This is a genomic window from Gottfriedia acidiceleris, assembly GCF_036421055.1.
Classification (GTDB): domain Bacteria; phylum Bacillota; class Bacilli; order Bacillales; family Bacillaceae_G; genus Gottfriedia; species Gottfriedia acidiceleris_C.
Genome location: NZ_JAZGQS010000004.1, coordinates 153,373 through 166,152, shown reverse-complemented (window position 1 = coordinate 166,152; position 12,780 = coordinate 153,373). Strand labels below are relative to the sequence as shown.

The 12,780-nt window shown below is 32.6% G+C and carries 10 protein-coding genes and 1 pseudogene; 2 read left to right on the top strand and 9 right to left on the bottom strand.

Features of this window, described 5'->3' with window-relative positions; translation table 11 throughout:
* Positions 1-68: 68 nt before the first annotated feature.
* The gene (locus tag RAH41_RS07880) at positions 69-239 is read left to right on the top strand and encodes a YycC family protein (RefSeq protein WP_331221686.1); all 171 of its coding nucleotides are present in this window, start codon (positions 69-71) and stop codon (positions 237-239) included.
* Between the two features lie 209 nt (positions 240-448).
* Positions 449-1,249 carry an undecaprenyl-diphosphate phosphatase gene (gene bacA, locus RAH41_RS07875; protein WP_097974501.1) on the top strand — a complete coding sequence of 267 codons (801 nt, stop codon included), beginning with the start codon at positions 449-451 and terminating at the stop codon, positions 1,247-1,249.
* A 737-nt stretch (positions 1,250-1,986) separates the two neighbouring features.
* On the opposite strand, the gene spo0A is transcribed toward bacA, so the two are convergent.
* The 9 genes and pseudogenes from spo0A to xseA form a co-directional block, all read right to left on the bottom strand.
* Positions 1,987-2,775: a sporulation transcription factor Spo0A gene (gene spo0A, locus RAH41_RS07870; protein WP_069034065.1), complete on the bottom strand. Its 789-nt coding sequence runs from the start codon at positions 2,773-2,775 to the stop codon at positions 1,987-1,989.
* Between the two features lie 597 nt (positions 2,776-3,372).
* Positions 3,373-4,482: pseudogene (gene spoIVB / locus RAH41_RS07865) on the bottom strand (SpoIVB peptidase); the annotation flags it as partial.
* A 309-nt stretch (positions 4,483-4,791) separates the two neighbouring features.
* Positions 4,792-6,522, bottom strand: a complete 1,731-nt coding sequence (recN, locus tag RAH41_RS07860) for a DNA repair protein RecN (RefSeq protein ID WP_331221680.1) — start codon at positions 6,520-6,522, stop codon at positions 4,792-4,794.
* Positions 6,523-6,554: 32 nt separating this feature from the next.
* Positions 6,555-7,007 carry a transcriptional regulator AhrC/ArgR gene (gene ahrC / locus RAH41_RS07855; RefSeq protein WP_069034068.1) on the bottom strand — a complete coding sequence of 151 codons (453 nt, stop codon included), beginning with the start codon at positions 7,005-7,007 and terminating at the stop codon, positions 6,555-6,557.
* 215 nt (positions 7,008-7,222) lie between these two features.
* Positions 7,223-8,050 carry a TlyA family RNA methyltransferase gene (locus RAH41_RS07850; RefSeq protein WP_331221678.1) on the bottom strand — a complete coding sequence of 276 codons (828 nt, stop codon included), beginning with the start codon at positions 8,048-8,050 and terminating at the stop codon, positions 7,223-7,225.
* 15 nt (positions 8,051-8,065) lie between these two features.
* Positions 8,066-9,946, bottom strand: a complete 1,881-nt coding sequence (gene dxs / locus RAH41_RS07845; protein WP_331221676.1) for a 1-deoxy-D-xylulose-5-phosphate synthase — start codon at positions 9,944-9,946, stop codon at positions 8,066-8,068.
* A 361-nt stretch (positions 9,947-10,307) separates the two neighbouring features.
* A complete protein-coding gene (locus RAH41_RS07840; protein ID WP_419471575.1) occupies positions 10,308-11,195 on the bottom strand; it encodes a polyprenyl synthetase family protein in 888 nt (295 codons plus the stop codon).
* 1 nt (position 11,196) lies between these two features.
* Entirely contained in the window at positions 11,197-11,424 is a 228-nt protein-coding gene (locus RAH41_RS07835) for an exodeoxyribonuclease VII small subunit (protein ID WP_419179245.1), read from the bottom strand.
* Positions 11,425-11,429: 5 nt separating this feature from the next.
* Positions 11,430-12,776, bottom strand: coding sequence for an exodeoxyribonuclease VII large subunit (gene xseA, locus RAH41_RS07830; RefSeq protein ID WP_331221675.1), 1,347 nt, complete (start codon positions 12,774-12,776; stop codon positions 11,430-11,432).
* Between the last annotated feature and the right edge of the window lie 4 nt (positions 12,777-12,780).

The window sequence follows — 12,780 nt, the reverse complement described above, 5'->3', positions numbered from 1 at the left end:
TTAGAAAATATGTACTTTCTTCTTTTTCTTATTGTATACTAATTTTACGAAAACTAAGGAGGATTATTATGCGTCCATTGCAAATTTCGCCTGAAACGGCAATTTTACTTTCTAAGAAACTAAACGTTCCTTTAGAACAAATTATGCATATGCCACAGCATATATTAATGAAAAAATTGATGGAATTGGATTTGACGAAAAGTGAAGAAGCATCTGAGGATAATCAATCTAAATCGTAAATTAGCGTTTTAAAGAGGGTAGAAGAGTTATTTCTCCTTCTTTTTTTAATGCGAACTTTAAATTACATTTTTATGTAAAATTGTACAAATAATTAACAATTATGAGCTAATTTTAATTTAAACTTCCTTTCATATTAATTAGTTTTCAAGTAAAATGTAATGTATTGTGTATATTTTATAACGAAAAGTATTTATGGAGGTATTTTTAAATGTTACCTGATTGGTTAATTGGTTTGATCATGGGGATGGTAGAAGGATTAACAGAATTTTTACCTGTTTCTTCTACTGGTCATATGATTTTAGTTGCAGATTTATTAAATTTCACTGGTGAGAAGGCTTCATTTTTTGAAGTAATTGTTCAACTTGGTTCAATCCTAGCAGTAGTAGTTGTTTTTTGGAAACGACTATGGTCAGTACTAGGAGTAAAATCAGATGGTTATAGACAAACGAACCTCAATTTAATTCATATTATTATCGGTGCCATTCCAGCCGGAATTGTAGGGCTTATATTCCATGATTTCATTAAAGATGTTTTATTTTCACCAAAAACAGTTGTAATCGGACTAGTAGCTGGCGGTATTTTATTAATTGTTGCTGAAAAAGTCTCTAAACATCCTAAATCATCTGATTTAGATCATATTTCATATAAACAAGCTTTTATTATTGGATGCTTTCAAATGTTAGCACTATGGCCAGGATTCTCACGTTCAGGCTCTACAATAGCAGGTGGTTTATTATTTGGTCTTGATCGAAAAACTTCTGCAGAGTTTACTTTTATTTTAGCAGTACCGATGATGATTGCTGCAAGTGGCTTAGATTTTGTTAAAAATATCGATATTTTAAGTGCTTCAGATCTACCATTATTCGCAACTGGATTCATCACTGCATTCGTAGTTGCATTACTTGCGATTGTTTCCTTCCTAAAATTATTAGAGAAAGTAAAACTAACAGGTTTTGCAGTTTATCGTTTTATTGTAGCGATTGTTTTCACGATTGTATTTATATTTTAAACTAGAAAGAGATAGGACAACCATATTGGCATGTCCTATTTTTTTAATTCTATCTATTAGTATCAGTTTATTTTACAAATGGAAAAAGGCTATTCGTACAACGTATACGAATAGCCTTTGTAATATATATGTTAGTTATTTAAATTTAAAAATTGTTGTCTATTGGCGAAAGCCCTACCTCTCTTTCGCAATTTCGGCTCCAGGGCCGTTCCATTAGGCAGCTTGTTTCACAACAATCTTCACTAACAGACACTACTACTATTTTTAAATAAGGTCGAAATAGCTGACGCGTCATGGAATACGTCCAATTTTCTTCCAAATTTTGTAGTAATAATATCGTTTTTCTATCTGTTTCAGTGGCGCACTAAGTATTATAACACAGTAAAATTAATTACGCAAACCAATTTTTATTTTTAATGAAATCGTACTTCATGTTTTAGAAAGTTTTTTAAAAGTATTAGTTAAACTTTCTGACTCTCTTTTAAGTTTGAACAAATAAATAAGGCTGTGATTAGCGTATCAGTCATCAATGAAAAAATAACTTGCAAAGCTTGTTTCAACAACATGAAAAAACGTTGTCATATAGACAACGTTTTCAGATTACAAATATAATTGCTAATGCGAAAAAGTACCGAAGATCTCATAAGAAGTTATTCGCTAAGAGAAATGTCTGTGGAATCACTGTCAGAAGTTAATCGGAATTGAATTTTTCTTGAATAAGAATAATAAAAAATAAATTAAGATGCTTTATGTTCTAATCGTAATTTATCAGCTACCATTGCAATAAATTCTGAATTTGTTGGTTTTGCCTTTGACATTGAAATTGTATAACCAAATAATGTAGAAATACTATCAATATTTCCACGGCTCCATGCTACTTCAATTGCATGTCGTATTGCACGTTCAACTCGGCTAGCTGTTGTATTAAACTTTTTAGCGATATCTGGATATAAAACTTTTGTAATTGATCCTAGAAGCTCAATATCGTTGTATACCATCGAAATTGCTTCACGTAAGTACATATATCCTTTAATATGTGCAGGTACCCCAATTTCATGGATGATACTTGTGATACTAGCATCTAAGTTACGTGGCTTGCTTTCGTAATTAGAAACTAGAGAAGGGGCATTACGTTTCGTTACTGCACTACCCTTTCCGACTACTTGGCGGATATTGCTGATTAAATGCTCCATATCAAATGGTTTTAAAATAAAATATGATGCACCAAGGTCAACAGCTTTTTTAGTAACATCCTCTTGACCAAATGCAGTTAGCATAATTACGTTAGGAATTTTTTCAACTAAGCCAGCTCGTAAACGATCTAAAACCGCTAATCCATCTAAATGAGGCATAATAATATCTAGGACTAGTACATCTGGCTTTTTATCCTTCACTAGAGGTAAGCAGTCTTGTCCATTAAACGCAACCCCAACCACTTCCATATCTGTTTGTGCGTTAATGTAGTTTTCTAACATAATAACAAGTTCTTTATTATCATCAACTAATAATACCTTAATTTTCTCCACGCCCGTTCCTCCCTACATCCTCTAAGTGAATTTTCATTACTTATTACCGATAATTTCGACAATAAAAATTTATTTCCTGTTTTTATTATAAATTCTGAATATTTTTATTAATATAGATAGTTTTCTTCAATTTCTTCTAGCATTCGACGATTGCGTTAAAAACTACTATGTAATAAGTCGAATTATACATATAATTCATTATATAAAAAATGAAATAGTATGTAAATTTATAATTTTTAATATAAATTTACAATTCAGTAACATGAACCGTCATATCAACCATCCTTTACATTAAATTTTTTTTAATCTTTCGATGTTGCTAATAGTATATTACCATTTTTTTCCTATTTTTACTTATTTTTAACAAATTACACTACAAAATATTTATTAAGTTTATTTTTCATTTTTGAAAATAATCTTTACTTGGAAAGGGCTTTTTAGCGTATTTTTATATACTAACCATTTATTGAGTGGTACTTTGAATTAACCGAATGAAACATGCTGTGTAGCCCTTTTTGCCCTCTCATAGAATAATGAGTATGCTATTATGGAATACACAAAAAAATACACCTACATAATTTAGGTGTATTTTTTAGATCAAGAAACCTTTTTATTTTGATAATCATAAATCGGTACTTTAGCCTCATCAAGCATCCACTCAATATGAACCCCATATCCACTAGTCGAATCATTAACAAAAACATGTGTAACTGCTCCGATTAATTTTCCATTTTGAATGATTGGTGAGCCGCTCATTCCTTGTACAATTCCGCCAGTTTCTTTAAGTAAACGTTTATCAGTAACTTTTAAGATTATTCCTTTAGTGGAAGGGAATTTTTGTTGGATACTGCTTACTATTTCTATGTCAAATGCTTCTACCTTATTATCATGTATTACAGTAAGTATTTTAGCAGGACCTTTTTTCACTTCATTTGATAATGCAATTGGTAATGGTTGTGACATGATCCCATTATCTATTTTATTGTTAACTTTACCGAATATGCCAAATGGACTATTTGAAGTAATATTGCCAATCGTTCCACGATCTAAAGCAAAATGTGCTATTTTTTCTCCTGGTGAGCCGTCCGCACCTTTTTCAATGGCAGTAACTGTTGAATAGACTATATGTCCATCTTCTACTTCAATGGCTTTTCTCGTATCACTATCAGAGATAACATGTCCTAATGCACCATATTTTAATGAATTAGGTTCAATGAATGTCATCGTGCCAATACCAGAAGCTGAATCCCTTATATATAATCCAATTCGATAGCTATTATGTCCTTGGTCCTTAATAGGTTGTAACATTTTTGTGTAATACTTACCCTCGCGTTTTACAGTGATTTTTATAGGTTTTCCATACTTTCCTGCTTTTTGTATAAACGGTAATACATCTGACATTTTTTCGATTTGTTTGCCATTCATTTTTATTATCATGTCTCCAACCTTAATACCTGCAATTTCACCTGGAGACTTTTGTCCTGAATTCGTATTTACTAAATGATGTCCAACGACTAAGACACCTACTGAGTTAAGTTTTACTCCTATTGACTGTCCCCCTGGTATTATTCTTAAACTGTTTAATACTTTCACATCTACCTTTTTACTTGGTAATTCATTCATGCCAAGTGCTACATTAACAATTTCTTGTTGATCCTTATTTTTTATGGTAGATGAAAACACATTATTTTGATTTATATTAAACACGCCAATACCAACTATAAATAAAAGGAGAAGAATTTTTATTATTCGATGAACATTTCTATTTTTCACAAGCGAATCACTCTCCTTAGCGCCAAGTTTCATTTTTTTATTTCGTGGCTATGTAGTTAATGTTAGCTTTGCAAAAGCAAAATATGATTGTAAAAATATGATAGATTCTTTAACGTATAATGTTGTATTAGTATGTTTCATTTAGCATTTTCCAATTACTAATTTATCAATAATTCCCATAAAAAAAAGAGAATATTTAATGTATAGAAAACAATTTCCATCATTAAACATTCTCTTTTTAGTTCATTGAGATTGGTATTTTGCATAAGCCGCCTGATCAATCAATTCTTTAGCATGTTGAATCGTTACATCTGTAATTTCAACTCCAGCGATCATCCTTGCTATTTCATTAATTTTTTGATCATTTCGTAATGGTGTAACAGAAGTTTTCGTTCGGTTTCCATCAATTAATTTGGCGATAAATAAATGGGTGTCTGCCATAGAAGCAACTTGTGGTAAGTGCGTTATACAAAGAACTTGAGAATCTATTGATACCTTGTGTATTTTTTCCGCTATTGCCTGCGCTACTCTGCCACTAACTCCTGTATCAACCTCATCAAATATGATTGACGTAATCCCCTGATGCTTCGTGAATATGCTCTTTAATGCTAGGAACATCCTTGAAAGTTCTCCACCTGATGCAACCTTTGCTAATGGTTTTAAAGGCTCTCCTGGGTTTGTTGAAATATAAAACTCAACAAAATCAAATCCATCTTTTTTAAACTTTATATGTTGATCATCTATCATTGGATCTGATTCTTGGCCTTCTTCAACATCAAACATAATTTCAAAAGTTGTTTTATCCATATAAAGCTCTTTTAATTCTTTGTGTATATCAGCAGTCAATTTGATTGCTAATTCTTTTCTTTTATTTGAAAGAGCTTTACCAGCACTAATAAGCTTTATTGTCACATTATCTAAGTCTTTTTGTAACTTCTCGATATGCATGTCTTTATGTTGAATAGTATCCAACTCTTGTTCGATATCATCTGCGTATTTTAAAATATCAGCAACACTGTGTCCATACTTCTTTTTTAACATAGAGATCTCACTTAAACGAGTTTCAATTTCGTTTAATCTATTTGGATCATATTCCATTTGTTCGATGGAATCACGTAATCGATATGATATATCCTCTAATAAGTAATAGCTACTACTGATACCTTCATGCATTTCTTTAATGTCATTATCAATATTTGTTACTGACTCTAAAGAATACATACTCGACCTGACCGAATCTAAACCTGACCCATCCTGCGATAAACTTTGATATGCTTCAACTAAAGACTTGTAAATGCGTTCAAAATTAGAAATTTTGAGTCTTTCTTCCATCAACTGATCGTCTTCATTTTCTTGCAAATTCGCATTTTGTATTTCAGTTAGCTGAAATTGTATTAAGTCCAACCTATGAGCCATTTGTTGTTCATTTTCAGTTAATTGCTTTAACTGCTTTTTTAAGTCTGTATAGTTATTAAATATATTTTGATATTCAGTATACAAAGGAGCAATTGCTTTTTCATCATATTGTTGTAACATTGGTAAATGATGTTCTTGATCCATTAAATCTTGGCTCTCATGTTGCCCATGAATATCAACAAGTAAACCACCAATTTCCTTAAGTATAGAAGTTGTCACTAATTTCCCATTGATACGGCAAACACTTTTACCAGATGAAGTAATATCTCTCTTTAAAATAATCATTTCATCTTCAATGTCAAAGCCTAATTCTTTACATCTTGAATAAATTAGATGATTCTCATTTTCGATATGAAATAAGCCTTCAATTTCTGCTTTTTCAGTATCATATCTTACGAATTCTGCAGATCCACGACCACCAAGTAACAGACCGATAGCGTCAATAATGATTGACTTCCCCGCTCCTGTTTCACCACTTAGTACAGTTAATCCCTTTTCAAATGAAATGGAAACTTCCTCAATGATTGCAAAATTTTTAATGATAATTTCAGATAACAATGAGTTTCTCTCCTCTTTTTAAAACCATTCTCCTATTGAAGCATGTCAATAAATTTTTCTTTTAAATCCTCAGCATCTACAGGCGTACGACAAATGATTAAGATTGTATCATCTCCACAGATTGTACCCATAATTTCTGACCAATCTAAATGATCAATTAATGCACCAACTGCATTTGCATTACCTGGCAAAGTTTTCATTACAATTAAATGACTTGAACTATCAATTTTAATAAATGAATCAATCAAGAGTCTTTTTAATTTTTGTAATGGATTAAATCGTTGATCTGCAGGTAAGCTATATTTATATCGACCATCAGATAACGGTACCTTTACTAAATGTAATTCTTTTATATCACGTGAAATCGTTGCTTGGGTTACTTTAAACCCTAAGTCTCTTAGCGATTGTACTAATTCATCTTGTGTTTCGACTTCATTTTTTGCGATAATTTCTCGTATTTTAATATGACGCTGACCTTTATTCATAATACACCTCTTTGCAAATTCCGACAAATATCTTACTTAAAGAATATCTTATCTAATCTACTCGTTATTGTATATATTTTTTTAAACGTTTTCATAAAATGCATTTTTTGAACATATTTTTTTCTTTTCTTTTTTATCAGGTTGAACAAATTCTATCAAATTAATTACTTAATTTGAAAAAGGAGAAAAAGGAAACCTATTTGGTTTCCTTTTTATTATTTTACCTTCTTCAATTCACTATGTGCTTCATTTACAATTTCCACTGGTAAACGATTTAACTCGTTATTTCCAACTTCTTTTGAACCTTCCCAATGAAGATGAATTAAAAATTCTATATTACCGTCTCCACCAGTTATCGGAGAATAAGTTAATGCTTTTATATCATATCCTTGGCGAAGTGCAAAATCGATCATCATTTCGATAACTTGTTCATGCACTTTTGGATCACGTACAATTCCCTTTTTGCCAACTTGCTCTCTACCAGCTTCAAATTGTGGCTTTATTAACGCGACAACATCACTTGAAGGTACTAATAATGTTTTTAGGACTGGTAAAATCAAACGTAACGAAATAAAGGATACGTCAATTGAAGCAAATTGAGGTAACCCTTCAATTAAATCTTCTGGTTTAACATAACGAAAATTTGTTCGTTCCATTACGATCACTCGTTCATCTTGCCTTAATTTCCAAGCAAGTTGATTGTATCCGACATCAAGTGCGTATGATTTTTTTGCCCCATTTTGAAGAGCACAATCCGTAAAACCACCTGTTGAGGATCCAATATCAATCATAATTTTATCTTTAACTGATAGTTCGAATGTGTTTATAGCTTTTTCTAATTTGTACCCTCCACGGCTCACATAAGGCATCACTTCACCTTTAATTTGTAAAGGGAGTTCGCTATCTATTTTTTCTCCGGGCTTATCTAATCTTTGTTCGTTTGTATAGACAAGTCCTGCCATAATTGCTCGTTTAGCTTTTTCACGTGTTTCAATTAATCCACGATCTACTAAAAGTACGTCTACTCGTTCCTTTTTTGCCATTTAAATGTCATCCTCTTATTTATTAAAAACCATATTACGGATTTTCTTAACCGATTCCTCTTTTGTTAAATGAATCTCTTCAAGTAATTTATCAACATCACCGTGTTCAACAAATAAATCGGGAATACCTATACGTTCTACGCGGACGTTTTGAAAATGATTTGAGCTTGCAAATTCTAAAACAGCACTACCAAAACCACCTTGTAATACTGCTTCTTCAATCGTTAAAATCGGTTTACCGGCCTTAAAAATATCATTTAACATTGCAGTATCCATTGGTTTAATAAATCTTGCGTTTACTACTTTAACAGAAATATTTTCCTTCTCTAACTCATCCGCTGCATCTAATGCCATTTTAATTGTTGTACCAAAAGTTAAGATAACTGCGTCAGAACCTTCTCTTAATACTTCCCATGATCCAATCGGAATTTCTTTTAATTGCTCATCCATTGGTACGCCAATTCCATTCCCTCTAGGGAAGCGTAGCGCAATTGGACCATCTTCGTATTGAATTGCAGTGTTTACCATATGTTGGCCTTCATTCTCATCTTTCGGCATCATTAGAACTAAGTTTGGTATATGTCGTAAGAAGGCAATATCAAACACACCTTGATGAGTTTCACCGTCAGCACCTACTAATCCTGCACGATCGATTCCAATGAATACATTTAAATTTTGTCTACAAATATCATGCAACACTTGGTCGTATGCTCTTTGAAGGAATGTGGAATAAATTGCTAAAAACGGCTTCATTCCTTGTGTTGCTAAACCAGCTGCTACAGTTGCGGCATGTTGCTCAGCAATACCAACATCAAAAATTCGGTCAGGTAATTGAGCTTGGAAATTTTCCAATTTTGAACCGACTGGCATTGCAGGCGTAAGCGCTACAATTCGCTCATCTTTTAAAGCTAATTTTAATACAGTATCACTTACAAGTTTACTCCATGCTGGTGGTGCTTTATCAGGCTTTATTAACTTACCAGATTCTACTTTATAAGGACCTGTGCCATGCCAAGTTCCAATATCATCACTTTCTGCTGGCTTATATCCTTTTCCTTTTTTGGTTAATACATGTACTAATACTGGGCCTTTCGTTTTCTTAGCGTATTCAAGCGATTCAAATAGGTCTTCAAAATTATGACCATCAACTGGTCCAAAATAAGTAAATCCCATTTCCTCAAAAAACATTCCTTGAGTAACTAAGTATTTAAGGCTATCTTTTAATTTTTTTGATGTACTTGATAGTTTATCCCCAATTCCAGGAATTTTTTTGATCACACCTTCAAGTTCACCTTTAGCCCAACGGTATTTCCCAGTTGTTCTCAGTCTTCCTAAAATGCTATGCAGGGCACCTACGTTCGGAGCGATAGACATTTCATTATCATTTAAAATAACGATGACATCTTTTTGTTCATGTCCAATATGATTCATTGCTTCAAGAGCCATCCCACCAGTTAATGCACCATCTCCGATAATCGGAATAATGTATTCACCAGTTTTTTTAATATCTCTAGCAATAGCCATCCCCATTGCTGCAGATAGTGAAGTCGAGCTATGTCCAGTTTCCCATACATCATGCTCACTTTCATTTCGCTTAGGAAAGCCACATAACCCCTTAAATTGTCTTAGTGTTGTAAATTCTTTTGCTCTACCAGTTAATATTTTATGAACATATGATTGATGTCCTACATCCCATAAAAATTTGTCTTTAGGCGAATCAAAGACTTTATGTAATGCAATCGTTAATTCAACAACTCCTAAATTTGGCGCAATATGACCACCTGTCTCAGAAAGCTGCTGAATAAGAAATTTACGAATTTCTTCACTTAATACTTCTAATTCACCGTTCGTTTTATTTTTTAAAAAGCTCGGATTTTCAATTGTCGTAAGATCCATCTTGGATCACTCACCTTCCTAGATGTTAAATCTATATAAATAATTCATTATTATGTAATTTTATCTATAAAATGATTTTACCATACTTGTAGTTAAACGCTAGTTTCTTAAAAGACTAACTCTTAACACCATGTATCATAATACCATTTTTATTAAAATCTGTTTAATGTTTTTTATTTTTATAGAACAAAATTATAAATATTGTTTTTTCAAAATGAAAAGAAAGCCGCTAGCACATATGTGTTAACGGCCTACATTTCTGTATATTTTATTAACAACATTAACGATTATAAAGTAGTTACATTATACATAAATGAATAAATCTATTCAATGGACATGGTGTTAATTCTATGATCAAAGTTTAAAAACTGCGATTTTCAACAAAATCACAAATTGAGATTAAGTAGTCATCTTTAATCCCACATGCGCGAACATGTTGTTTCGCTTCAGTAATAAATGTATGAAGCCTTTCTTTCGCACCCTCGACCGAATATAGCTTAACATAAGTAGTTTTATCATTTTCTATATCACTACCAACTGGCTTACCAAGTACTTCTTCATCACCTATTACGTCTAAAATATCATCTTGTATTTGAAATGCAATACCAAGTTTATAAGCAAATTGCGTTAGGTGAGCTAATTGTTCGGCTGTTGCTTTTGAAATAATTGCACCTGCAATAACTGGATACATTAGCATTTTACCCGTTTTTCTTTCATGGATATATTGCAATTCTTCTCCACTAAGCTCCTTACTTTCACCTTCCATATCTGCTACCTGACCGGCAACCATACCTTCAGGACCAGCAGCAATCGCTAATTCACTAATTAATTGTAGTTTCACTTGATCAGACACACGAAAATCATTCATTTCTGTAATTAATTTAAATGCGTATGTCAATAAGCCATCACCTGCTAATACCGCTAGATCTTCACCAAATACTTTATGATTTGTCGGTTTTCCTCTTCTAAAATCATCATCATCCATACACGGTAAATCATCATGAATTAATGAATAAGTATGAATCATTTCTAAAGCACATGCAGGTTTTATCCCTATTAATGGATCATTACCAAATGCATCTAAAGTTGCGAAAAGTAAAAGAGGTCTAATTCTTTTCCCTCCACCTTGCAATGAATAGGACATAGATTCTTTTAATTTTTCTGGTGCTTTTAAACTTTCAACCGATTTCATCATTTCATCATTTACTATTCTACTGGAATACTCCATAAAATCTTTGAAAGTGTTCATATTATTCCTCCTCAACAGTAAAAGGAGTTTGTTCACCCTGTTCATTTAATATAGAAGTCATTTGTTTTTCAACTTTAGTAAGCTTCTCTTGACAAATTTGAGATAGTTTTATACCTTCTTGAAAGTATTCGATCGCTTTTTCAAGAGGTACGTCACCTTGCTCTAATTTTTGTACGATTATTTCAATTTCTTTTATTGCTTCTTCAAAAGAACGCTCATTTTGTGACAATTGGTTCACTCTCCTTTTACTTCAAGTACTTCACAATTTAATTTTCCATCGGTCATTTGTAATTGGAATCGGTCTCCGCTTTTAGCTTGTTTAACCGATTTCATTAACTCGTTATCATTTTTATAAGCTAATGAATAACCTCTGGCCATAACTTTTAATGGACTAAGTGCATCAAGTGTATGAACTACTCTTTCCATTTCAAATTTCTTCTGGGTAATTAGGCGATTAAATTCTTTTTGTAAAGCCATATGTAATTGCTGGTGCTTTTGCTTTTCAAGCTGAACTCTATTACTTGGATGATGTATAAGCAGCGACGAATTTAGTTCTTTATGCTTGTTTATTTTTGTCTTTACAATTTCATTTATTGATGTATGTAAACGTTCATTAATTCGGTCAAATTGCTCTTGTTTTGGATGGAATAGTGAATTTGGATACCTAAAAACATAAGCATCTTGAACAGCCTTTAATTGCGCTTGTTTCCGTTCAATAATCGTATCCATTGCTTTATTAAGTCTTGATTTTCGAACTGTGAATTGCTCAAGTATTTCTCTTTGACTTAACGAAACTAATTCTGCTGCAGCTGTTGGTGTAGGTGCTCTCAAATCAGCGACATAATCAGCAATTGTCGTATCCGTCTCGTGACCCACTGCGGAAATGATTGGGATTTTTGATTCAAAGATCGCTCTCGCTACTATTTCTTCGTTAAAAGCCCAGAGTTCCTCAATTGATCCTCCGCCCCGTCCGACTATTAACACATCTATTTCTTTCATTTTACCCGCTGTTTCAATTGATTTTACAATCGACGCTTTGGCCCCTTCACCTTGTACGAGAGTCGGAATTACAACTATTTTCCCAATCGGGTATCTTCGTTGAATCGTTGTAATGATATCTCGGACCGCCGCACCAGTTGGTGAAGTAACAACCCCGATTACACTAGGAAAAGAAGGAATCTTTTTCTTAAATTTCTGATCAAAGAGTCCTTCTTCTAATAGTTTTTTCTTCAATTGTTCATAAGCTACAAAGAGACCACCAACCCCATCAGGTTGCATGTCTCTTATGTAGATTTGATAGCTACCAGATCCTGGGTATACATTTATTTCACCTTGTACAATAACCTGCATACCATCGGTTGGTTGAAATGCGATATTTGCATTATAGGATTGAAACATGACCGCTGCAATTCTAGCACCATCATCTTTTAACGTAAAATAATAATGACCGCTAGATGAATGACGTTTAAAATTTGAGATTTCTCCACGGAGTAGTATATTTTGCAAATTACGATCCGCTTGAAATTTTGCTTTTAAATATTTAGTTAATGCGGTAACAGTAACTGGTAGCTTTTCCGTCATGCAT